Source organism: Halomonas sp. Mc5H-6, assembly GCF_024124705.1.
Lineage (GTDB): Bacteria > Pseudomonadota > Gammaproteobacteria > Pseudomonadales > Halomonadaceae > Vreelandella > Vreelandella subterranea.
In genome coordinates, this window is the sequence record NZ_JAMXSI010000014.1 from 67,202 (window position 1) to 88,659 (window position 21,458).

Here is a 21,458-nt window from a genome sequence, read left to right on the forward strand (position 1 = left end):
CTGCCATGACCACTGCTTGTCCTCACCAATTCCGCTGGCAAAAAGCCATCCGCCGCACCACGCAGCGGGTTGGTTCTTTACCGCGTGTGGGCACCAGTGGTCGCGTCATACGGGCAACCGGCATGGTCGTCGAAGTGGTCGGGCTTCGCGTTGCGGTCGGCAGCGCCTGCAAAATCGAACTACCGAAAAGTGATGCGCATCTTGACCAACCTTATGCCGAAGCGGAGGTTGTCGGGTTCGCCGGGGATAAGCTCTACCTGATGCCTCTTGAGCAAATCTCAGGCCTGATGCCCGGCGCCCGCGTATCACCGCTGAGCGACGGAAGCGGCCACAGTGCAAGGCGCTTTCCCATCGGCGAGGAGCTGCTGGGTCGCGTACTTGACGGCAATGGCAATCCGCTTGATGACCGTGAGCATCTGGACGACACTGCCCGCGCCACCCTCGATACGCCACCGCTGAACCCTCTATCCCGGGCGCCCATCGAGTCTCAGATCGATGTCGGCATTCGCTCGATAAACGCACTGCTGAGCGTCGGCCGGGGTCAGCGCATGGGGCTTTTCGCCGGGTCAGGGGTCGGCAAATCGGTGCTTTTGGGCATGATGGCACGCTATACCAAGGCGGATGTCATTGTCGTAGGCCTTATCGGCGAGCGTGGCCGAGAGGTGCAGGATTTCATCGACAATATTCTCGGCCCCGAAGGCCGTCGCCGCGCCGTGGTCGTTGCCGCACCGGCTGATACGTCGCCCCTGCAGCGCCTCCAGGGGGCCGCCTACGCCACGCGGCTGGCCGAAGGGTTTCGCGATGAAGGCCGCGACGTTCTACTGATCATGGATTCCTTGACGCGCTTTGCCATGGCCCAGCGCGAGATCGCCCTTGCCATTGGCGAACCTCCGGCCACCAAGGGATATCCGCCGTCGGTCTTTGCCAAGCTGCCTAGCCTGGTCGAGCGCGCAGGTAATGCGGAACGGGGCGGCGGCTCGATTACCGCGTTTTACACTGTCTTGACCGAGGGTGATGATCAACAGGATCCGATCGCGGATTCCGCTCGGGCGATCCTCGATGGTCATATTGTCCTTTCGCGTACGTTAGCCGAAGCAGGCCACTACCCGGCTATCGATATTGAAGCCTCCATCAGCCGCGCCATGACCGCGATCACCGACGAAGCTCAACAACGTCAGTCACGTGTTTTCAAGCAGTACTTCTCGCGTTATCAGCGTAATCGCGACCTGATTAGCGTGGGCGCCTACTCGCCCGGTCACGACCCGCAGCTTGATGAGGCGGTGAAGCGTTTTCCAGAACTTGAGCACTTTCTACAGCAGAATATTAACGAAAGCGCCACCATCGACGCTTCCCGACAAGCCCTGAATGCCCTGGTTGGAGAGTCCGCATGAGCCGAACGCAGCTGGAGATGCTTGCCGATTTAGCCCGTGAAGCCCGCGACCAGGCGGGTATTGCCCTCGCCCAGGAGCGACAGGGGGAACAACAGACAACCGCTCAATTGAATTCGCTAAAGCGCTATCGCGCAGAGTACGCCGAGCGTTTGCAGCAGGCGATGCGCGAAGGAATTGATCCGGCCACGATGTACAACTACCAGCAATTTCTTGGCTCGCTGGATGCTGCATTGGATCGCGCTCGCCATACGCTGGCGGCACAGCAAAAACGCGTGGAAAAACGTCAACAACATTGGCAACAAGAGCAGCGTAAGCTGTCTTCCTACGATACACTGACCTCACGACGGCTAGTGGAAGAACACCGACGCCTTGAGCGTTATGAACAGAAAACCAATGACGATTTGGTGACTAGCCGTTTGGCTCGCCAACGTAATGAGACGCCGCAGTAGCGGTGCCGGGGAACTGAGCATGAATATTCACCAGTTGCTATCAACGACGCAAGGTCAAGCGACCAGCAGCCAGCAAGGCAACGCGACAACAGCTGACAGTGCGCGTGGATTTTTTCAGCAAGCGCTTTCCCAGGCGTCTGCTTCGCCTCATCAACGCCTTGCCAGTGCACAGGTTACCTCCCCCTTAAACCAGGCAGGCAATAGCCCGATGGATAATGGTCAGCCTACAGAGGCAACATCGCTGTCGGCCTGGCTGGAATCACTTGGTTTAGATATTAGCCCTGAGGCCCTGGAGGCACTGGTGGCACGCTTTGCCTCGGACGGTGGCGAGTCAATGCCTGAGGAAATGACCCGCCTTGATGCTTCCGAGAGCCTGGATAACGCCACACTTGATGAAATTGCCCAGCGCCTCGCGCTAATGGCAAACTTCAGTAATACCGCCAGCGAGTCCCAACAGCTCCCGGGCAACAATGGAGCGGCACCCACCGCCACTGAGCTTGCCGAACAGCTAGGCATTGAGGAAGGTGAAGCAGAGCAATTGGTGAGCCTGCTCAGCGCCTTTTCTGCTTCTCAGGGCCAGACAGCCAATACCCGGCCATCCGGTGCATCGCGAGGACTGAGCGATATCGCACAGTCACTAGGTACTTCGCCTCAAACGGCTGACGCGAGCAAGGGCTCGCGAGCGGAGAGCCTATTAAGCCAGGTCGACGCACGGTCAGCCTCTCGTCAAGGTCCGGAAACCTGGGTGAATGCGCTCGACACCTCAGGACGCGCGGCTGACGGAGCTGTCAAAGCCAATCTGGTTCTGCCCACAACGTCCTCGGAAACACTGCTCAACACCCTGTCGTCGAATAACGCCGCGCAATCCAGCGGACAGGCGTCCGCACAAGCGACTAGCGTTCAGCCAACACCGACGAACAGCCTGGGTAGCGCTGCCAACCCGGCACCTGCCGCGGTCAACACCCCGGTGACCAGCCCCGCCTGGCCGCAGCAACTAGGTCAGCAGCTCGTCCAGTTCGCCCAGCGAGGGGGAGACCAGCTTGTGCAAATGCAACTACATCCCGCCGAGTTGGGCGCCCTCTCCATCTCCTTGAAGTTTGGCGAACAAGGCGCCCAGGCACACTTTTTATCCAGCCACGCTCAGGTTCGCCAGGTCATCGAGCAGGCCATCCCCCAGTTGCGTGAGGCGCTGGCCGAGCAGGGTATTTCGCTTGGCGAAACCTCGGTTGGCGAGCAGCGCGAATCAAGCGAGCAGGGTTTTGCACAGCAGCAGGCTAGCCCGGGTGGTCAACCTGGCACTGAAGGGGGCGAGGAAGGTAGCGGCTTGGCACCAACTACCCTTAATGCGCCCATCACAATGGATGGCAGGGTTGATCTGTACGCTTAACCGGATAATTCGCCAGGACAACACGTCTTCCGTGACCACTCAAATGGCACTTGGAAGCTAAGCCAAAAGATAGGCTTGCCAAGCGAGCCTGTTCATTTCATCACTAGCATGCGCTTTAGGCATAATGCCACGTTAACGCCACGCATGGAGATTACGGGAACGACCAATGGCTGAATCAAGCGGCGGACCAAAAAAACTACTTTGGGTCATGATCATTTTAGTACTGCTCTCCTCTGCCGGTGCAGCAGCCGCCATTTATATGGTGCTGGATGAGCGTGATGATGATAATCCGGAAGCCCCCTCCGAGGAGGTTGTAGAGTCAAAGCCACCGGTATTTCTGACCATCGAGCCCTTCACCGTTAATCTGGCTGATGATCGTCATGGTACACGCTTGTTATATGCGGGCATTACGCTTCGCGTGGAAGATGAAGCTACCCGGGAGTTACTGGAAACCCATATGCCACAGGTACGCAGTCGGTTACTGACGGTATTATCGGGTCAGGAGGCCGGCCAGTTGACATCCTCAGAAGGCAAGCAGCAACTAGCCGCCGCCATCAATGAAAGGCTGAGCGAGCCTTTCGACGAGAACCAGCCACCGCCTGAGCTGCGTGAAGTGCTGTTTACTGAATTCATTGTGCAATAATTTCGGGAACTGGAGCCGTTCATGTCGCAGGACGATCTACTGTCCCAGGAAGAAATTGACGCCCTGCTGAAAGGGGTCAGTGGTGATGACGAGTCATCAGCTTCCTCGGCCCAGTCGCAGGATGAATCAAGGATACGGCCTTACGATCCATCCACGCAGCATCGCGTTATTCGCGAGCGACTGCATGCTCTGGACTTCATTAATGAGCGCTTTGCACGTTACTTCCGTACCGGCTTATTCAACTTGCTCCGGCGCAGCGCTGACATAACGGTTGAATCGGTTCGTTACCAGAGCTTTAGCGATTTTTCGCGCAATGTGCCCGTGCCAACCAACCTGAACATCGTCTCGATGCGCCCGCTACGTGGCTCTGGCCTGATCGTATTTCCGCCTAATTTGGTTTTCATGGTGGTCGATAACCTGTTTGGCGGCGACGGACGCTTTGTCACAAAATCGGACGGGCGCGAGTTTACCAATACCGAGCAGCGTATCATCCACCGACTGCTAGGCTTGGCCATTGATGCCTATCAAGAAGCCTGGAAAGTCGTTTATCCGCTGGACATCAGTTTCTTGCGCTCGGAAGTACAGTCAAAATTTGCCAACATTACCAACTCACCCAATGAAATCGTGGTGAACACGAAATTCAATATCGAGGTGGGCAACCTGTCGAGCAATTTTCAGGTCTGCATGCCTTACGCCATGATCGAACCGCTACGCGATCTTCTGGCGAACCCGATCAACGATAGTAACCACGATCAGGACGGCACCTGGTCGCGCCGGATGGCAAGTGAGTTACGCGAGTCGGAAATCGAGTTAGTGGCTGAGTTTGCACAAATACCCAGCCGTATTTCCCATGTCATGGGACTCAAGAAAGGCGACGTACTGCCGTTGGAAATTCCCTCTACGGTTACCGCCAACGTTGATGGCGTACCCGTGATGGAGTGCGAGTACGGTAGCCAGCGTCAGCAGCGTGCCTTGCGTGTCAAGCGCTTGATTGATCACGCCGCCATGAACAATGTACCGTCCAACGACTTTGCCAAAGGGTCGACGCGACAGAAAGCCAAGGAATCTAAAGCATGACGGATCCTAAGAAACCCGATCAGAACATCTCTGACGACGACTGGGCATCTGCCATGTCGGAACAGGAGCAGGAAGAAACCGCTGCCTCATCCGAGGCCGCTGACGGGGAGGATGAAGATCCCTGGGCAGCGGCGATGGCAGAACAGCAAGCCGTCGAAGAAGAAGCCTCAGCAGAAGAAGAAAGCGCAGCCGATGAAGTGCCCGCAAGCGAAGCCAAGGCGGCCAGCGACGATGTTTTTCGTCCGCTGACCCAGGAAGGTGGCGCCACGCCTTCGCGCGATCTCGAAATGATCATGGATATTCCAGTCAAGCTGACCGTTGAGCTGGGGCGTACGAAGCTGACCATCAAACAGCTGCTTGAACTGGCGCAAGGGTCGGTGATCGAACTCGACGGGCTCGCCGGTGAGCCCATGGATATCCTGATTAACGGCTATCTGGTGGCTCAAGGGGAAGTCGTTGTTATCGAAGACAAGTATGGCATCCGTATCACCGAAATCATTACGCCGTCTGAGCGCATTCACAAACTGAACCGATGAGCAGTGAAGCCGCTTCAATACAAAATGGGTCGCTCGACGCACTAAGTAGCGGTGGAGATTCCTTGATTGGCATGGCCATGCTGGGCAAGACAGCCGCGGCGCTGGCGCTGGTCATTGCGATCATTTTGCTGTGCACTGCATTGCTCAAGCGCCTCGGCAATGCCAAACGCGCTGGCGGACAGCTTCAGCTGATTAGCAGTATTGCTGTAGGTAATCGTGAACGCGTGGTCATCGTGCAGGTTGAGGATACGTGGTTGGTGTTAGGCGTCGGTAGTGGGCGAATTAACAAACTACACGAGCGACCGGCACCAGCCACACCGCCAGCTGAGACACCTCAGGCACCATCTAGCTTTGCCAAGCGATTTGCCCAGGCACTTGCACACAATGTGACCCAAAAGCGCCGCGGCCAAACGCCCTCACCGACCTCTGATACAGACCGAACCCCATGAGGATTGAAACCTTGCGTCAGCCGCATTATCAGCGGTGGCGGTGGCTCATTGTTATTGGCTTACTGCTGTGCCTCTTGCCGGTCATCGGTTATGCGCAAGAGCTGCCCGGTATCACGACCCAGCCGCTTGAAGATGGCGGCCAGCAGTGGTCGGTTTCTCTACAAACGCTGTTATTTCTAAGTTCGCTGGCGTTTCTGCCCTCCATGCTGCTCATGATGACCAGCTTTACGCGCATCATCATTGTGCTGAGCTTGCTGCGCACGGCCATGGGCACCCAGGCGACACCACCCAACCAAGTACTACTGGGCATCGCGCTGTTCTTGACGTTTTTCATCATGTCGCCGGTGTTGGCCCAGGTCTATGACACTGCCTGGGTGCCGTTAAGCGAAGAAACCATCAACTTTGAAGAGTTTTTGCGCCTTGCGCAGGTGCCGTTTCGTGAGTTCATGCTGGCCCAGACCCGCGAGCCCGACTTGGCCCTCTTCGTTCGCCTGGCGGACGTCGGCCCTATGCAGGGACCTGACGATTTGCCAATGCGCGTTTTACTGCCGGCATTTGTTACCAGCGAGCTTAAAACCGCTTTTCAAATCGGCTTTACGATTTTTATTCCTTTCTTGATTATCGATCTGGTCGTGGCGAGTACGTTGATGGCACTGGGCATGATGATGGTTCCGCCGATCACCATTTCGTTGCCATTCAAGCTGATGCTATTTGTTCTGGTCGATGGCTGGCAGCTGATTGTCGGATCGTTGGCTGAAAGCTTCTACATGATATAGCCGTCATTACGACGATGGAGGCCGAATGACCCCTGAAATGGTCATGACGATTGCGTATCAAGGCATGCGAGTAACGCTGTTTCTCGCAGGCCCCATGTTGCTTGCTGCCCTATTTACCGGCTTGATCATCAGCCTTTTTCAAGCCGCGACGCAAATCAATGAGATGACGCTGACGTTCATCCCCAAAATTCTGGCGGTTTTTGCCGTCCTGGTGCTGGCGGGCCCATGGCTTCTTGGGCTGATCACCGATTTTACCCATCGCTTATTCACCAATATTCCCAGCATGGTGATGTAAGCCAATGGTTGAGGTCACCTTTGCCCAGCTACAGGCATGGCTGGTGGCGTTTATCTGGCCGTTTGCCCGCATTACCGCCTTCATGGCGGCGTCGCCTCTGTGGGGACATTCCAGTGTACCCAACCAGGCCAAGGTGGGCCTCGCCGCGGTTGTCGCGGTGGTGATCGCTCCGGTTCTGCCTCCCATGCCCGACGTGCCCCTGATGTCCTGGGCAGGCGCAGGTATCATGGTTGAGCAGGTTCTGATTGGCATCGCCATCGGCTTGGTCATGCACATTGTATTCGCCGTGGTTCAAGCTGCCGGGGAATTTATTGGCCTGCAGATGGGGTTGGCATTCGCTAGCTTTTTTGATGCGGCCAGTGGTACCAACATCATGGTGTTATCGCGGATTCTATATATGGTCACGCTGTTGATGTTTCTCGCTCTTAATGGCCATCTGATGGTACTGGAAACGCTGGTGATGAGCTTTCAGAGTCTGCCCATTGGCATCGGCACGCTTAACCCCAACGCCTTCGAGCTAATGGCCCGCTATGCGGGCACCATATTTGCCTCGGGGATGCTGCTAGCCTTGCCACTGGTCGGCTCGCTGCTGGTCATTAATCTGGCGCTGGGGATTCTGAACCGTTCTGCTCCACAACTAACGGTATTCAATATCGGTTTCCCGACGTCATTAACGGTAGGCCTTCTGCTGATGATGGTGCTGATGACAGATCTTGAGCGCTTTTTACAACGCCTGTTCAGCCAGGGGATAGACTTCATGCAGGGATTGATCGATACCCTGGCGCCGTTATCTTGAGCTTTCTGCGAAAAGGGTTGGCACCATGTTAAAAGCCCTTTGCTATTAGCAAAGGGCTTTTAACGTATCGGAACAATGCCGCTTAATTAGCAGGGCTTACAGATAATCAAACAGCGACATACCCTTCACATCAACAAAGGCTTTTTGAGAAGCCTGCAGGCCTACCTGGCGCAAACTATATTCGGAAATGGCCTCGTTATAATCGAGGTCGACCAGATCCGACAGTGTCTGTTCGTAGTTGAGGCTACGGTTACTGCCCACCGCGTCAATTACATCGAGTTCATTGAGGCGTGCACCGGCTGATGCACGCACCGTGAGAACGTTATCCAGTGCATTGTCCAGGTCACGCATCGAGGTATTGAGCGTGTTGCGCAAATCAGCTTTATCGGCGTCGGTCTCAACGGGGTTTTCCAATACGCGGATAGCTTCTTCCATGGTGCGGAACAGGTTCGGCTCGCGTTGGTCGCTACCTGCTTGAGCGACCAGGATTTCATCACCCACCTCCGGCTCGCCTTTCAGGTCAACATTAACCCCGCCGAAAGAAACATTCATACCTGGGATGTACGCTTGATCGGTGAAATCACCATTATTATCTGGATCGTATGCAACCCAGGTTTCGGTGCCCTCATCATAGGTCTCGATGCTGTAGGTAGGGTTATTGCCAGCATCCTCATCAAACTGAATGCGGTAGCTATCGCCATAGCCTTCGTCATTGACATCGCTGACCTGTGGACCGCCAAACGTCACACTGCCAGTGTTATCGCTATCCGCTTCAGCCACGTAGCCTGCACTGCTGGGTACGCTTTTGAAAATTGATTCGCCATTTTCAGTGACCGGCATCAGGCGTGATGCATCGACGCGCTGTTCACGCGTATTGCTGTCACCTTTATACCCCACATTACCATCGGCATTTTTGACAAATGGCGGGTTGCTATCATTATAGCCGCCAAACAAATAGCGCCCGTTACCGTCGGTGGCATTGGCCTGGCCCAGCATGGTTTCGTAGACGCCTTTCAGTTCACTGGCAATCGAATCACGATCGACATTGCTGAGCGTATCGCTGGACGCCTGGATCAGCAGTGTCTTGGCGCTGGTAACAGCATCGCTGACGCTATTGAGGATGCTTTCCGTCTGGGCAAGCGAGTTACGCGCCGAGGTGCGGGCATCAGCGTACTGCTCTGTGACCGCCTTGGCCTGGTCAACACCGACGGCGCGGGAGGCGGCCTGAGGGTCGTCCGAGGGGTTCACAACACGACGGCCACTGGCAATTTGCTGGCTGACTTTCAAAAAATCGCTTTGCTGGCGATTCATTGACGCCGTGCTTTGGTCAAACATGGTAACGCTGCTAATACGCATGGCTGTTTATCCTCGAATTAACCGCGCAAATTCAAAATGGTGTCCATCAGCGTGCCGGCCGTGTCAATAACACGGGCGTTGGCCTGATAGAACTGCTGATAGCGAATCAGGTTGGCGGCTTCCTCATCCAGGTTGACCCCGGACTCGGACTGCTGCACTGCGGTTAACTGGTCGGTCAGCCCTTGCCGTGCGTCCAGGTTCACCTCAGTAATATTGGTGCGATTACCTACATCGCTGACCATCGCCCCATAGGCACCACTCACCGTGGCGCTGCCGCCGACAACTTCCTGACTTTGCAGGTCCTGCATGGCCAGGGCATTGCGGTTGTCGCCGGTATTGGCGTCGCTTAGGCTAATCGCGAATGTTGCGGTTTCGCCTGCCTCGGGCAGTTGGTTAAGCGTGAACGCAACCCCGTCAATCTCGATGCGGTCGCCTTCAGCCAAGGTGTCAGTCCCTGGATTGAAAGCCTCGCCATTAACCGTCAGCGTCGCTGTCGCTGGCGCAATACCACTGACGGTACCTGTATCGTCAACGTCAAAGGCATAGTCATCTTCAACCGATAAAGCACCGTCGGCCATGCTGACGTCGCCAATATCCAGGTCGCCTTCAAACTCGGCGAAGCTGCCAGCGGCAATCTTGTCGAGGTCGGTGATATTTGACTCCATTCCCGCCCCGGCACGACGCACCGGTTGAATTTCGAACTGGTCGCCTTCGGCGACAGAGGTTCCGCTGTTAAACGAAAGCGTCACGCCGCCAAAGGTAATTTCACCCGAGCCGGTGGTAGCATCCCAATTGGATTGATCCACATAGGCGGCATTATCAGGGTCAGCGCTATCCAGCACTTGGCCGTTGTCGTTTCGCGTCACGACAGGCTCAAGGTTGCCGTCAAACGAGACGGTATAGTCCGTGGCACGCAGCCTGTCGACCGTCTGCGGATCAAAATCTGCCGACGATAACAGGTCAGGGGCGCTGTTGCTTTCGTACCCGTAGCCCTGAGGCGAACGAACGTTGAATAAATCCCCGCCTTGGTCGCCGTTAAGATCGACGCCTTGCTTGTGTTGCTCATTTATTGCGGAAGAAAGCGACACAGCCAACTGCCCGATCTGGTTCTGCGTCTTGTCCAGGGTTTCCTGGCGGAAGTTCATTAACCCGCCAAGAGAACCTCCTGTCACCACGTCCTCATCCAACTGTGAAAGATTACCGCCACCATCACGGTAGCCAATGACGATCCGCTGGGGATCGTAGTCAGCTTCCATGGTCTCCAGTTGAAACGAATTGGTACCGGTAACCAATGGCTGACCATTGGGTAAGCTGACATTGTAGGTTTTACCATCCTGAATATTCAGGCGCAGGTCCATTCGCTCATTCAGGTCGGAGACGAGTTTATCGCGCTGGTTGAGAAGGCTGTTGGGGGCTTCGCCAGTACGGGCACGGGCAAGCGCAATCTCTTTATTGAGGCCTGCCACTTGCTCGGCGGTGTTATTGATCTGGGTAACTTCGTCTTTCAGTTGACTGTTGATATTGGTTTGCATGTCTTGCAAATAGCTATCGAACGAGCGGAACTGGGCGCTTAACGTTTCCGCGTTACCCAGCACCCCTTGGCGCGCCGCCGGATCAGACGGCGCGCTGGCCAGATCTTCCATCGACGAGAAGAAGTTCTGCATCAACGGGGATAGACCCGCCTCGCGGTCGGCCAGCAGGTTATCGATTTGGCTGACCTGATTGTAATAGGTCTCCAACGCACTCGACTGGGTTTTGGCACTGTTGAGCTGTTCCGCCACGTATTGATTGAATTGGCGCTCAATATCATTGACCTGAACACCGCCGGTCCCCGCGCTACCCTCACCCAGCTTGGTGATTTCACGATTATAGCCCGGTGTGTACACGTTACTGATATTGTTGCTGGTCGTGTTCAGCGCATTTTGCGCCGCGTTCAAGCCGCTTAGCCCAACAGAAAACATGCTCATGGTTCGATTCCTTTAGCCGATATTTCTATAATCGGCAGCGCGGTACAAAACTTGAATGATGATCTAACGTGAATCCGCCAGGAAGTCACCGGCATCCGGCATCGGACCCAGGGTGTCCATAACGCTCACCAGCTTTTCAGCATAGCGTGGGTCAGTGGCATAACCGCCACGTTGCAGCTCGCGCGCTGCTTGTTCGGCTGACGGGGCCTGTGTCACGCCCGCGTAGCGAGGGTTGTTACCGATCAGGTTGGCATAGTCGGTAAACGCATGTTCATAAGAATCATAGACACGGAAGGTATCAACGATTTTCTGACGACGGCCGTCTATGTATTCGTGCGTCACGACCTCTGTTGTTTCACCATCCCAATGCCCGCCGGCCTTGATGCCAAATACGTTATGACTATTCCTGCCAGTCTGAGTCGCAATTTCATGTTGTCCCCAGCCTGTTTCCAGCGCAGCTTGGGCCAGGATCAATTCAGCGGGAACGCCAGTGGTACGGCTAGCGGCCTGAGCCGAAGGTGCCAATGTGTTCATAAACTGATCAACGTGGGGCAATTGTCCTGTCGCTTGACGCTGGTTGTCAGGCTGCGCAGGGGCTACTTCCCCTAACTGGCCCTGACGCACAGCATCCAACTCGGCCAAGAAGTTGCTTTCCGAATTCGCCTCTGGAACGCGCTCGTCACCAGGGTTAAGCGGGCTATCCAAAACCCGTGGCGTACCTCTTGGAATACCCGCGATCAATTCCTGCATTTGTTGGTCACCGGAGGAAGACGCTCCTTCCCCTTTCGCTACCAAGCCTTCCCGTTCTAATTGCTGAACAAGTGCATCCGCAAGGCCAACACCTCGTGAGGCAATCACCTGTGACCATTGTTGGTCCAGCATCTTTTGGTAACTATCGGTCGCGCTACTGTCCATCAGGCCAGATGATGGAATCGCATCGCGCATGCTTTTCATCATCATCTGCACAAATAGTGCTTCGAACTGTTGAGCCGCTGACTGCACACCGGCTTCCGGATCGACCTTGGCCGTGTGCTGCATCCGCTGAAAGCCCTGTACATCAAGCGCAAATTGACTGCTCATATCAGTGGCATTCATCAGATGATCTCCAACTCTGCACGTAGCGAGCCCGAGGCCCTTAACGCTTCAAGAATCGACATCAAGTCCTGGGGGGTAGCGCCAAGGGCATTGAGCGCATTGACAACTTCGTTCAAGTCGGCACCTTCCACTACCTGCAGATAGGCTTCCTGCTGCTCGATATCGATGTCGGTGTCGGGCACTACTGCTGTTTCCCCTTCACCGAAGGGATTGGGCTGGCTGACCCCGAACTGGGTATCGATCATAATGGACAGATTGCCGTGGGCGACCGCCGCCTCGCGCAGCGTCACGGCGCTGTTCATCACAACTGAGCCAGTACGCGCATTGAGGACGACACGCGCTGGCGCCTCCATCGGGGTAACGTTAACGTTCTCAACCCGGGCCATAAAGTTAACCCGCTCATTATCGTCGACTGGACCGTCAAGGGCGATCACCCGACCATTGCGGCCATAAGCAACCGATCGACCAAATTCGTTATTGATAGCGGTCACCATGCGCTGGACAGTGCCAAAATCAGCGTCATCCAGCTGAAGCTCCAGCGTGCCGCCATTACTTCCCAGGTTAAGAGGCACTTCCTTCTCAACCAGACCGCCGTTGGGAATTCTGCCCGTTGCCTGCTGGTTGATCTGAACGCTACTTCCCCCGGCTTGTGCCCCCGCACCGCCAACCAGCATGTTGCCCTGGGCAATGGCATAGGTATCGCCATCGGCGCCTTTCATTGGCGTCATCAAAAGGGTACCGCCGCGCAGGCTCCGTGCATTGGCAATGGATGAAACCACGACATCGAGCCGCTGACCCGGGCGGGAAAATGGCGGCAGGTCGGCCGTCACCATCACTGCTGCAACGTTTCGCAGCTGCAAATTGGTGCCAGAGGGAACCGTCACGCCCAATTGCGACAGCATGTTGGTCAAACTCTGGCTGGTAAAGGGAGCCTGGGTCGTCTGGTCGCCGGTATTATCCAATCCGACCACCAGCCCATAGCCTACCAACTGGTTGTCCCGCACACCGGAGAAATTCGCGAGCTCGCGGATACGTTCCGCTTGAACAGGCATGGCCAAAAGACAAATCAGACCCATGATACCAAGCTGCCAGACCCGCTTTCCCAGTGTGTGGGGCGTTATACGTTGCATGTTATTGATCCGCATGTTGTCGATCATCGTGTCAGGCGCGATTAGAAAGGCGAAACGTTGAGGAAGAAGCGCTGCAGCCAGCCCATGTGCTGCGCTTCGTTAATGTAGCCATCCCCCACATACTCAATCCGCGCGTCGGCGACCTGCGTAGAAGGTACGGTATTTTGCCCACTGACGGTGCGAGGATTTACGACGCCCGAGAAGCGAATAAACTCAGTCCCCTGGTTGATGGCAATCTGTTTCTCACCACGTACGCGAAGGTTGCCGTTATTCATGACCTCCAGTACCGAGACGGTAATGGTACCGGTAAAGGAATTGTTAGCCTGAGAACCACCGCTTCCAGAAAAGTCGCTTTGACCATCCACTTCAAAGCCATACTCCGCCAGTGTTTCAAGCGCATCGGGCAGTGCACCAAACTCCAGGCCAGCACTACCATTCCGGTCAGCATTGGAAGCCGAGTTTTTGCTGGCACTGACCTCTTCATCCAGAATAATTGTCAGAATGTCGCCAACGGACCTTGGGCGGCGGTCTTCAAATAACGGCTGGTACCCCCGGCGCGCCTGGTAGATAGAGCCATTGGGAACCGGCGGGGGGCGATCCACAATATTGATCTGTTCCTGTTCGCCCACCACCGACGCCCTGGGTATTTGGGCACAGCCAGCGACCACCAGCAGAAAGAACGCCAGCCCTGCCAGCGCAATGCTTCGCAAACTACAATGTCGTTCCAGCATGACCCAACCTGTCAGTAAACGTCGTTACAGCTGACCCAAACGCGCCAACATTTCATCGCTGGTCGAAACGGCCTGGCTATTGATTTCGTAAGCGCGCTGGGTCTGGATCATGTTGACCATTTCTTCGACCACATTGACGTTCGACGTCTCTACGTAACCTTGAAACAGGCGCCCCGCGCCGTTCATGCCCGGCATATTCTGATTAGGGACACCGGAAGACCCCGTTTCCTGATAGAGGTTGCCGCCCATACTTTGCAGACCAGCCGGGTTAACAAAGGTGGCAACGTTAATCTGGCCGATCTCATTTGCCTGGTTGTCACCGGGCTGGCGTACGCTGACCGTACCGTCTTCACCCACGCTGACCGAGAGCGCGTTTTCCGGAATGAAAATCGCCGGCTCAATGGGGTAACCATTGGCGGTGACCATCTGGCCATTTTCATTGAGCTGAAAACTGCCATCGCGGGTATAGGCCGTATTGCCATCGGGCAGCAGCACCTGGAAGAAGCCTTGTCCGTTAATGGCTAGATCGCGGGAGTTTTCGGTTTGTTCCAGGCCGCCCTGAGTGTGCAAGCGCTCTGTGGCAACCGCACGCACACCGGTACCCACCTGCATGCCGGAGGGCAGGCGATCCTGCACATTATTCTGTGCCCCGGGCTGACGCATGTTTTGGTATAGAAGATCTTCAAATACCGGGCGTGAGCGCTTGAAGCCATTAGTGCTGACGTTGGCTAGGTTATTGGAAATCACATCCAGCTTGGTTTGCTGGGATTCCAAACCAGTTTTGGCCGTCCACAAAGACGAAATCATAAAAATACCCTCTTGGCTGACAAGGGTTTATCAGCCCTGAATCGATAACATGCTGTTGGCTCGCTGGGCGTTTTCGTCCGCCGAGCTCAGCATTTTCATTTGCATATCGTAGCGGCGCGCCGCATCAATCATGGTCACCATGGCGTCAACCGCGCTGACATTACTGCCTTCGAGCGCGCCACTGACCAGCGTCGCGTCTTCATCGGCCGCTAGCGCCCCAGGCTCGCCTTCTTCATTCGGGGGAGCGCGGAAGAGTCCGTCTTCACCACGTGTGAGTTCGCCCTCTTGTGGCGTCACCAGCTTGATTCGGCCGACATTCACCAAGGCTTCAGGGCCCTCGCCCTGAGGGATCGCACTGATGGTACCGTCAGCACCAATGGATATTTGCGCCCCTTGAGGTAGCGCGATAGGGCCTCCATCGCCTACCACCGGGCGGCCGACGCTCATCAATATACCGTCGCTGTCGACCTGAAGGTCGCCACGCCGCGTATAGGTTTCAACGCCGTCGCCATCTTGAACTGCCATCCAGGCATCATCCTGCATGGCGACATCAAGCATGCGGCCGGTCCGCTCTATCGGTCCCTGAGAATAGTCGGTACCTGGTGTGGTGGTCACGGCAGACGTACGTGTAGGCAGCAAGGCGTCACCTTCCACAGGCACCGAGCGTGCTGCCTGCAGTTGGGCGCGGAAACCCGATGTGGCAACGTTTGCCAAATTGTTACTCACCACCGACTGCTGGTCCATCGTGTGCTTGGCGCCGCTCATGGCGGTATACAGCATTCTATCCACGACCTTGCTCCCTTAATTCCGTCAGCCGTTACAGGTTGATGATGGTCTGCAGCAACTCATCCTGGGTACTGATGGTCTGAGAGTTGGCCTGGTAGGCGCGCTGAGCAACGATCATGTCGACCAGTTCGGCGGCCATATCCACATTGGAGGTTTCAACCGCGCCCGGCTCGATCAGACCGCGCTGGCCGGTACCTGGGGCACCAACCAGCTCCTGACCGGAAGAGGCTGTTGCAGTCCACAGGTTGTCGCCATTGGGGCTCAAACCTTCAGGATTACGGAAGCTCACCAGGGCAACCTGGCCCGCCGCACGCGATTCCTCGTTGGAATAGTTGCGCATGATTGACCCGTCGTCTTCGATGGTTACACCCACCAGAGAACCCGAAGTGTAGCCGTCTTGAGACAAGTCATTGACGGTAGAGCTATTGGCAAACTGGGTGGTATTGGCGAAATCAATCTCGATCTGCTGACTGGTCAGCGTATCGTTGAATTCGCTGGCACCTGCACCTAAAGCATTGCCATCTGCATCAGTGATTTCGTCTGGAGCATCTAGATCAATCTCGAATTCATTAAAGTTATTATTGAGACGGCCATCCGTCGTGAAACCAAAATTTGACCCATTAGCGATGTCAGTAAAACCGTAATTCGGTGCACCTTCAGGGCCGCCGGACATCCGGGCATCTACACGCCATTCATTAGCCGCCGTCTTGCTGAAGTACATGGTCAAATTTCGCGCATTACCCTGAGAGTCGTAAATTGTGCCGTTGGTCGAATACGAATACTGACTTGAATCCAGGCCATTGGCGACCTCTTGGGCCGAGGGTACGGCAGCTAACACTTCCTCTTCAGCATCCAGGTTGAGCGATACGTCGAGGTTCTGAGTAGCACTCGCCGCCAAGTCGCCTGCATCGACGCTCAGGGCTTCAACATCGCCGCCGCCCTGGATATTGCCCTGCGCGTCAGCGGGATACCCCATGATCTGTGCGCCCTGAGCGTTCACCAGATCACCGTTGGCTGTCATGGTCAGCTGGCCGTTGCGCGAGTAGCCAATTTCGCCGTTGGGTTGCTGAAAGCGGAAGAAGCCTTCCCCAGCAATCGCCAGGTCCATATTACGGCCCGATGACTCGATATTGCCCTGGTTGAAATTCTGCAGAACAGAAGAAGTTCGCGTACCCAGGCCAATGCGTGACTCAGCGTAAACATCGGCGAACTGTACATTCGAGCTCTTGAAGCCGACTGTCTGCGAGTTGGCGATATTGTTACCCACGGCCCCCAACTTTTCTTGCTGGGCATTCAGGCCACTTAACGCTTGTGAAAAACTCATGGTAGTCCCCTGCTAAATCGATCAATAAGTAATGGTTCAGAGAATTTGTTTGACTTGATCAAGTGTTACTTGGCCGTAGATGGCACCGAGGTCAAGGCGAACTTCCTCACCCGACCCGGCAGGCGTCACACCCTGCACCTGGGCATAATTAAGCGCCTTGGATTCAATTGCTTCACCTTCGGCATTGGTCGCTTTAAAGCTGACGTTGTACGACCCTTCAGCAACAGCCGCTCCGTCATTATTCAAGCCACCCCAACTGAACGATTCGACGCCCGCACCAACGCCCTCGATGTTGTTGGTATAAACGACTTCGCCCGCTTTACTGGTCACGGTAATCTCGACGTTATCCGCTGGTTTATCCAGCTCGATGCCAAACGGGGTAGCATAGCTGTTACCGTCTTCGTCAATGTTGACCTTTACCTGATTACCCGGCACCAGCACGGCATTGCCGATCAAGCCGGAAGCTTGCAGCATCTGTGAGGCGTCCATCTGCTTGGTGATGCCACTGAGTGTGTCGTTCAACTCCTCGATGCCACTGACCGTATTGATCTGGGCCAGTTGAGACGTCATCTCCGAGTTTTCCATGGGGTTGAGCGGGTCTTGATTTTCCAGCTGGGTAATCAGCAGGGTCATGAAACTTTCACGCAGCTCTTCCGACTGACGAGCCGGAAGCCCATTCGATCCGCCGCCGTTGACGCTAGTCAGTACACTTGTGTCGATATTCATGGTTTAACCTTCACCCAGCGAGAGTGTTTGCATCATCATCTGTTTACTGGTGTTAAAGACCTCGACGTTGGCTTGATAAGAGCGTGAGGCTGAAATCATGTTGACCATTTCATGAACCGGTTCAACGTTGGGCTTGGCGACGTAGCCGTCTTCGTCTGCAGCTGGATGATTGGGCATGTACTCAAGCCTTAGAGGCGAATCATCCTCCACGACCTCGGTGACACGTACGCCCCCCACGCCATAGCGTGAGTTATTGGCTTGAGACTCGAACATGACCTGCTTGGCCCGATACGTTTCACCGTCAGGGCCTGCCACGCTATCGGCATTGGCCATGTTGCTGGCGGTCACATTCATACGCTGCGACTGAGCACTCATGGCGGAACCTGCGATATCAAACGCAGAAAACATTGACATAACTACCTCCTAACCGGTTCGGACCAGCTTATTCTGGCTGCATGGCCGTTTTTAGCCCTTGAATCCGACTATTCATTATTGTGAGCCCCGCTTGATAGCGAACCGCGTTATCTGCGAACTGCGAACGCTCACGGTCCATTTCGACGGTATTGCCATCCAGGCTGGGCTGGCTGGGGATGCGGTAAAGCAGTTCCGCATTGTTGCCGACAGCCCGGGCAGGCCCCTCGCCAGCCAGATGGCGGTCCGAGGTCCGCGACAATGCCAGCCCCCCGCCATCGCTACCCTGTGCACGCTGACCGCCGTCAACGGCTTTTTTCAATTCACTAGCAAAGTCGATATCCCTGGCTTTGTAATTCGGGGTATCGGCATTGGCAATATTAGCCGCAAGCACTTCATGCCGCGCTTGACGCAGCCCCAGCGCCTGCTGATGGTAATTCAAAGAAGCTTCTAATTGATCGATCATGCCAATCCTCGCTTACTGAGAGGCAAAATAGGATTTGTTGATGATGGAGAATACGCCGACGCCTGTCAGCCTAAAGCATGGAACAACCTTCGTTTCACCCAGCATTTCTCGTGATAATCATCAGGCTTTTTCGTTAGAATCATGGATGATTTATATCCGCCTCTTTCATTGAGCACCCTCCCCCATGCGTCAATCGTCGCTTAGTTCCGTGCTTGGCTCTGTATCAATCCCTCTGCTGCGTTGGACATATCGCCTGCTTATGGTCAGTCTGGCGGCATTGGCTGTCCTGCCTTTAGCAAATGCATCAGACACCAAGCATGACGAACTCATGCAAAGCGTGCATCAGTTTCTCTACCAAGAAACACAGGCGCTGGGTGATGAAGTGGTTATTAATCTGCGGCCTCCTTCACCCCATCTTTCCGTTTGCACTAACCCCGACCCGTTCTTGACCAACCAGAACGAAACCCCACTCGGGCGGGTTTCAGTAGGCGTTCGCTGCGGCACCGATAGCCAGCAAGTTCGCTATCTGCAGGCAGAAGTCGACGTCATTGGCAGTTACATGGTGGCCGCTGTCGACATTGAACGCGGCCGTCAAATCACACCTGACATGCTGGGCGAAAAAACCGGCAATTTAAGCGACTTATCCTCACGAGCCATCACTCAAGCTGATGACATCGTGGGTAACGTCGCCCGCCAGCCCATCGCTAGCGGGATGACGATTCAATCGCATTTCATTCAGGCGCCTCTTCTCGTTGAACGAGGCCAGCGGGTTAAGGTCATAGCTGAAGGAGATTCCTTTCGCGTATCCCGCGAAGGGGAGGCTCTCAACAATGGCGCTATGGGCGAAGAAGTCAGGGTGCGCTTTGGTTCTCGCGAAGTGATGTCTGCCCGCGTAGTAGAACGCGGAACGCTGATGGTCGATTTTTAATTAAATGGCTAAAGTTTCACCCAGCACCGCCGATAGTTCACGTAATCCGCGCATCGCGCTCTAAACGTTGACGATGAGGCACACAACGTGAAAATTGATAACGTCAATAATCCGCCACTTCGCTCCAATCATGCCCAGCAGCGTGATGAAACCCAGAAGGCGGCAAATTCAGCATCTACCACGTCAGGTGCTGAAGCCAAGGGCTCAACACACATCAGCACGATGAGCGCCGATGAAACGCATGACATCGACAGCGCAAAGGTTGAAGAGATTCGTGATGCTATTCGTGATGGCCGCCTGGAAATCCGAGCTGATCGTATTGCTGATGGTTTGATTGCCAATCTTCGAGAATCCCAGGAGTAATTTATGAGCCTAGCCAGCTTGTTGACTGATCAGCAACAACGCATTGATGCGTTGATCTCGCTGCTGGGCAACGAGCAGACGCTGCTAACTCGGGGGGACATCGACGGCGATGCACTGGCTGACGTTGCCCATCAGAAGCAGCAATTGCTGACTGAGCTTGAGCGCATTGAAACCCTTCGGCGTAGCGTGCAAAAGCGCCTAGGGTACGAGAGTGGTGCGCAAGGTGCCAAGGCTGCCGCGAGCGATGCTGGCTGCACTGACACATGGAGCCGCTTGCTCGAAAAAAGCGAACGTGCCGCTCGCATGAACGCATTAACAGGCGAAATGCTTTCTCTACGCATGCAGCACAATCAAAAGATGCTCGATTATATTCGACAGATTGCTGAGAAGACCCTTTACAATCCGGATGGCCGTAATTCAGCCCAACCGGGCCGCATTAATGCTTCTGCTTGAACAATCCTTTTATCAAACACCACAAAAACTAGACAAGCCTTCTGCAAGATACTTCAATAAGTAACATTACGTTCCCTTATGGAGTAGCTTCATGCTTCCCTTCCTACCCGAAAAGTTTACTGCTGTCGTTATCGGTGCCAACGGCGGTATCGGCAACGCCATCGTCAACACCTTGCTAGGCAATAGCCAGATAGGCAATCTCATAGCAGTTAGTCGTGCGCCTTTTCCTGTAAAACACCCTGGCGTGGAATCCGTGGTTGCCGATGTCTCGACATCATCTGGGCGTGAAGTCTTATCAAAGCACCTGGATGGTCGCCCTATACACCTTCTTTTTAATGCGGTGGGGATACTTCATGACCAGGCAAGTGGTATCCAGCCTGAAAAACGGCTCGAGCAGCTCAATGAGACCTCCATTGCCCAGGTCATGCATATTAACGCGGTGACACCCGCGCTTTTGCTTTCGTCACTAAAACCATGTTTGCAGGGTAAGCACCCAACGATCATTGCCAGCCTTTCGGCTCGCGTGGGATCCATTGGCGATAACGGCTACGGAGGCTGGTATAGCTATCGAGCCAGTAAAGCGGCTCACAATATGCTGATGAAGACAGCGGCTATCGAGCTTTCGCGGCTCAACAAGCAGTCTATCGTATTGTGCCTGCACCCTGGCACAACCGACACAACGCTATCCGAGCCCTTTCAAGCGCGCGTTCCTTCCGATAAGTTATTTCACCCCACCTTTGTTGCCGAGCAATTGATCAGCGTGATGGCCAAGCGCACACCTGAGGACACCGGCAGCTTCTGGGACTGGGCAGGCGAACCTATTGAATGGTGATTGTTTGTTTTTCTGTCACACAAACAAAAACCCCCGAGCACGATGTGCTCGGGGGTTTCTGCGGTATAGGTGCCTAACGATGTCCCGGCCGGCGCTCCGGAGGGCGGCTCTCCGCTACTCTCCATGGGGAGACCCCTAAAACAAAAAACCCAGCCGATTGGCTGGGTTTTCTGCGGTATAGGTGCCTGACGATGACCTACTCTCGCATGGGGAGACCCCACACTACCATCGGCGCGAAGCGGTTTCACTGCTGAGTTCGGCAAGGGATCAGGTGGTTCACGCTT

Annotated in this window: 25 protein-coding genes and 1 rRNA gene; 14 read left to right on the plus strand and 12 right to left on the minus strand. The window is 55.1% G+C overall.

Annotation, left to right across the window (positions count from 1 at the left end; genetic code table 11):
• Window positions 1–5: 5 nt before the first annotated feature.
• From fliI to fliR, 10 genes are all read left to right on the plus strand, one after another.
• Complete coding sequence (gene fliI / locus NH395_RS16110; RefSeq protein WP_199284410.1) at window positions 6–1,391, plus strand: flagellar protein export ATPase FliI; 1,386 nt, start codon at window positions 6–8, stop codon at window positions 1,389–1,391.
• A complete protein-coding gene (fliJ, locus tag NH395_RS16115; RefSeq protein WP_199284409.1) occupies window positions 1,388–1,840 on the plus strand; it encodes a flagellar export protein FliJ in 453 nt (150 codons plus the stop codon). The genes fliI and fliJ overlap by 4 nt, the downstream gene beginning before the upstream one ends.
• Window positions 1,841–1,859: 19 nt before the next feature.
• Window positions 1,860–3,227, plus strand: a complete 1,368-nt coding sequence (locus tag NH395_RS16120; RefSeq protein WP_253026297.1) for a flagellar hook-length control protein FliK — start codon at window positions 1,860–1,862, stop codon at window positions 3,225–3,227.
• A 166-nt stretch (window positions 3,228–3,393) separates the two neighbouring features.
• Window positions 3,394–3,870, plus strand: a complete 477-nt coding sequence (gene fliL / locus NH395_RS16125) for a flagellar basal body-associated protein FliL (protein ID WP_085917550.1) — start codon at window positions 3,394–3,396, stop codon at window positions 3,868–3,870.
• Between the two features lie 21 nt (window positions 3,871–3,891).
• Entirely contained in the window at window positions 3,892–4,947 is a 1,056-nt protein-coding gene (fliM, locus tag NH395_RS16130; protein ID WP_085917549.1) for a flagellar motor switch protein FliM, read from the plus strand.
• Window positions 4,944–5,483 (plus strand): flagellar motor switch protein FliN, encoded by a 540-nt coding sequence (gene fliN / locus NH395_RS16135; protein ID WP_253026299.1) that lies wholly within the window; start codon window positions 4,944–4,946, stop codon window positions 5,481–5,483. Before fliM ends, fliN begins: the two co-directional genes overlap by 4 nt.
• 71 nt (window positions 5,484–5,554) lie before the next feature.
• Window positions 5,555–5,932: a flagellar biosynthetic protein FliO gene (fliO, locus tag NH395_RS16140; protein WP_325073203.1), complete on the plus strand. Its 378-nt coding sequence runs from the start codon at window positions 5,555–5,557 to the stop codon at window positions 5,930–5,932.
• Window positions 5,929–6,708, plus strand: a complete 780-nt coding sequence (gene fliP / locus NH395_RS16145; protein WP_085917546.1) for a flagellar type III secretion system pore protein FliP — start codon at window positions 5,929–5,931, stop codon at window positions 6,706–6,708. Before fliO ends, fliP begins: the two co-directional genes overlap by 4 nt.
• Before the next feature lie 25 nt (window positions 6,709–6,733).
• Window positions 6,734–7,003 carry a flagellar biosynthesis protein FliQ gene (gene fliQ / locus NH395_RS16150; protein ID WP_066318890.1) on the plus strand — a complete coding sequence of 90 codons (270 nt, stop codon included), beginning with the start codon at window positions 6,734–6,736 and terminating at the stop codon, window positions 7,001–7,003.
• Between the two features lie 4 nt (window positions 7,004–7,007).
• The gene (fliR, locus tag NH395_RS16155; protein ID WP_253026303.1) at window positions 7,008–7,799 is read left to right on the plus strand and encodes a flagellar biosynthetic protein FliR; all 792 of its coding nucleotides are present in this window, start codon (window positions 7,008–7,010) and stop codon (window positions 7,797–7,799) included.
• A gap of 96 nt (window positions 7,800–7,895) precedes the next feature.
• Here fliR and flgL read toward each other — a convergent pair whose 3' ends face one another.
• The 11 genes from flgL to flgB all read right to left on the minus strand — a co-directional run bounded on the left by flgL (window position 7,896) and on the right by flgB (window position 18,598).
• Entirely contained in the window at window positions 7,896–9,155 is a 1,260-nt protein-coding gene (flgL, locus tag NH395_RS16160; RefSeq protein WP_253026305.1) for a flagellar hook-associated protein FlgL, read from the minus strand.
• A gap of 17 nt (window positions 9,156–9,172) precedes the next feature.
• Entirely contained in the window at window positions 9,173–11,122 is a 1,950-nt protein-coding gene (gene flgK, locus NH395_RS16165; protein ID WP_253026307.1) for a flagellar hook-associated protein FlgK, read from the minus strand.
• Between the two features lie 63 nt (window positions 11,123–11,185).
• Window positions 11,186–12,217: a flagellar assembly peptidoglycan hydrolase FlgJ gene (gene flgJ / locus NH395_RS16170; protein WP_253026309.1), complete on the minus strand. Its 1,032-nt coding sequence runs from the start codon at window positions 12,215–12,217 to the stop codon at window positions 11,186–11,188.
• Window positions 12,217–13,362: a flagellar basal body P-ring protein FlgI gene (locus tag NH395_RS16175; RefSeq protein WP_290443869.1), complete on the minus strand. Its 1,146-nt coding sequence runs from the start codon at window positions 13,360–13,362 to the stop codon at window positions 12,217–12,219. Before NH395_RS16175 ends, flgJ begins: the two co-directional genes overlap by 1 nt.
• Before the next feature lie 26 nt (window positions 13,363–13,388).
• Window positions 13,389–14,078, minus strand: a complete 690-nt coding sequence (locus NH395_RS16180) for a flagellar basal body L-ring protein FlgH (RefSeq protein ID WP_253026311.1) — start codon at window positions 14,076–14,078, stop codon at window positions 13,389–13,391.
• A 24-nt stretch (window positions 14,079–14,102) separates the two neighbouring features.
• On the minus strand, window positions 14,103–14,885 hold the full coding sequence (gene flgG, locus NH395_RS16185) for a flagellar basal-body rod protein FlgG (protein WP_253026313.1): 783 nt from the start codon (window positions 14,883–14,885) through the stop codon (window positions 14,103–14,105).
• Between the two features lie 30 nt (window positions 14,886–14,915).
• On the minus strand, window positions 14,916–15,674 hold the full coding sequence (locus tag NH395_RS16190; RefSeq protein ID WP_253026315.1) for a flagellar basal body rod protein FlgF: 759 nt from the start codon (window positions 15,672–15,674) through the stop codon (window positions 14,916–14,918).
• A 28-nt stretch (window positions 15,675–15,702) separates the two neighbouring features.
• Window positions 15,703–16,995: a flagellar hook protein FlgE gene (gene flgE, locus NH395_RS16195; RefSeq protein ID WP_253026317.1), complete on the minus strand. Its 1,293-nt coding sequence runs from the start codon at window positions 16,993–16,995 to the stop codon at window positions 15,703–15,705.
• A gap of 36 nt (window positions 16,996–17,031) precedes the next feature.
• Complete coding sequence (locus tag NH395_RS16200; RefSeq protein WP_253026319.1) at window positions 17,032–17,721, minus strand: flagellar hook assembly protein FlgD; 690 nt, start codon at window positions 17,719–17,721, stop codon at window positions 17,032–17,034.
• Window positions 17,722–17,724: 3 nt separating this feature from the next.
• Window positions 17,725–18,135, minus strand: coding sequence for a flagellar basal body rod protein FlgC (gene flgC, locus NH395_RS16205; protein WP_066318863.1), 411 nt, complete (start codon window positions 18,133–18,135; stop codon window positions 17,725–17,727).
• Between the two features lie 28 nt (window positions 18,136–18,163).
• Window positions 18,164–18,598 (minus strand): flagellar basal body rod protein FlgB, encoded by a 435-nt coding sequence (flgB, locus tag NH395_RS16210; protein ID WP_253026321.1) that lies wholly within the window; start codon window positions 18,596–18,598, stop codon window positions 18,164–18,166.
• Window positions 18,599–18,782: 184 nt separating this feature from the next.
• Between flgB and flgA the strand changes: the two genes are divergently transcribed.
• From flgA to NH395_RS16230, 4 genes are all read left to right on the plus strand, one after another.
• The gene (gene flgA / locus NH395_RS16215) at window positions 18,783–19,526 is read left to right on the plus strand and encodes a flagellar basal body P-ring formation chaperone FlgA (RefSeq protein ID WP_253026323.1); all 744 of its coding nucleotides are present in this window, start codon (window positions 18,783–18,785) and stop codon (window positions 19,524–19,526) included.
• 87 nt (window positions 19,527–19,613) lie between these two features.
• Window positions 19,614–19,889, plus strand: a complete 276-nt coding sequence (gene flgM / locus NH395_RS16220; RefSeq protein ID WP_066318846.1) for a flagellar biosynthesis anti-sigma factor FlgM — start codon at window positions 19,614–19,616, stop codon at window positions 19,887–19,889.
• 3 nt (window positions 19,890–19,892) lie between these two features.
• Window positions 19,893–20,342 (plus strand): flagellar protein FlgN, encoded by a 450-nt coding sequence (locus tag NH395_RS16225; protein ID WP_253026325.1) that lies wholly within the window; start codon window positions 19,893–19,895, stop codon window positions 20,340–20,342.
• A 91-nt stretch (window positions 20,343–20,433) separates the two neighbouring features.
• On the plus strand, window positions 20,434–21,174 hold the full coding sequence (locus tag NH395_RS16230; protein WP_253026327.1) for an SDR family NAD(P)-dependent oxidoreductase: 741 nt from the start codon (window positions 20,434–20,436) through the stop codon (window positions 21,172–21,174).
• A 183-nt stretch (window positions 21,175–21,357) separates the two neighbouring features.
• Here the strand turns inward: NH395_RS16230 and rrf are convergent.
• Window positions 21,358–21,458, minus strand: a 5S ribosomal RNA gene (rrf, locus tag NH395_RS16235); the annotation flags it as partial.

Bases quoted from the DNA above. Each gene is read 5' to 3' on its own strand.
- fliJ (WP_199284409.1), top strand. From the start codon at position 1,388: ATGAGCCGAACGCAGCTGGAGATGCTTGCCGATTTAGCCCGTGAAGCC.
- flgK (WP_253026307.1), bottom strand. From the start codon at position 11,122: ATGAGCATGTTTTCTGTTGGGCTAAGCGGCTTGAACGCGGCGCAAAAT.
- flgC (WP_066318863.1), bottom strand. From the start codon at position 18,135: ATGTCAATGTTTTCTGCGTTTGATATCGCAGGTTCCGCCATGAGTGCT.
- flgB (WP_253026321.1), bottom strand. From the start codon at position 18,598: ATGATCGATCAATTAGAAGCTTCTTTGAATTACCATCAGCAGGCGCTG.
- flgG (WP_253026313.1), bottom strand. From the start codon at position 14,885: ATGATTTCGTCTTTGTGGACGGCCAAAACTGGTTTGGAATCCCAGCAA.
- fliQ (WP_066318890.1), top strand. From the start codon at position 6,734: ATGACCCCTGAAATGGTCATGACGATTGCGTATCAAGGCATGCGAGTA.
- NH395_RS16225 (WP_253026325.1), top strand. From the start codon at position 19,893: ATGAGCCTAGCCAGCTTGTTGACTGATCAGCAACAACGCATTGATGCG.
- fliM (WP_085917549.1), top strand. From the start codon at position 3,892: ATGTCGCAGGACGATCTACTGTCCCAGGAAGAAATTGACGCCCTGCTG.
- fliP (WP_085917546.1), top strand. From the start codon at position 5,929: ATGAGGATTGAAACCTTGCGTCAGCCGCATTATCAGCGGTGGCGGTGG.
- flgA (WP_253026323.1), top strand. From the start codon at position 18,783: ATGCGTCAATCGTCGCTTAGTTCCGTGCTTGGCTCTGTATCAATCCCT.
- fliR (WP_253026303.1), top strand. From the start codon at position 7,008: ATGGTTGAGGTCACCTTTGCCCAGCTACAGGCATGGCTGGTGGCGTTT.
- fliI (WP_199284410.1), top strand. From the start codon at position 6: ATGACCACTGCTTGTCCTCACCAATTCCGCTGGCAAAAAGCCATCCGC.
- fliO (WP_325073203.1), top strand. From the start codon at position 5,555: ATGGCCATGCTGGGCAAGACAGCCGCGGCGCTGGCGCTGGTCATTGCG.
- NH395_RS16175 (WP_290443869.1), bottom strand. From the start codon at position 13,362: ATGCGGATCAATAACATGCAACGTATAACGCCCCACACACTGGGAAAG.
- fliL (WP_085917550.1), top strand. From the start codon at position 3,394: ATGGCTGAATCAAGCGGCGGACCAAAAAAACTACTTTGGGTCATGATC.
- flgJ (WP_253026309.1), bottom strand. From the start codon at position 12,217: ATGAATGCCACTGATATGAGCAGTCAATTTGCGCTTGATGTACAGGGC.
- flgE (WP_253026317.1), bottom strand. From the start codon at position 16,995: ATGAGTTTTTCACAAGCGTTAAGTGGCCTGAATGCCCAGCAAGAAAAG.
- NH395_RS16180 (WP_253026311.1), bottom strand. From the start codon at position 14,078: ATGCTGGAACGACATTGTAGTTTGCGAAGCATTGCGCTGGCAGGGCTG.
- NH395_RS16120 (WP_253026297.1), top strand. From the start codon at position 1,860: ATGAATATTCACCAGTTGCTATCAACGACGCAAGGTCAAGCGACCAGC.
- NH395_RS16230 (WP_253026327.1), top strand. From the start codon at position 20,434: ATGCTTCCCTTCCTACCCGAAAAGTTTACTGCTGTCGTTATCGGTGCC.
- flgL (WP_253026305.1), bottom strand. From the start codon at position 9,155: ATGCGTATTAGCAGCGTTACCATGTTTGACCAAAGCACGGCGTCAATG.
- NH395_RS16200 (WP_253026319.1), bottom strand. From the start codon at position 17,721: ATGAATATCGACACAAGTGTACTGACTAGCGTCAACGGCGGCGGATCG.
- fliN (WP_253026299.1), top strand. From the start codon at position 4,944: ATGACGGATCCTAAGAAACCCGATCAGAACATCTCTGACGACGACTGG.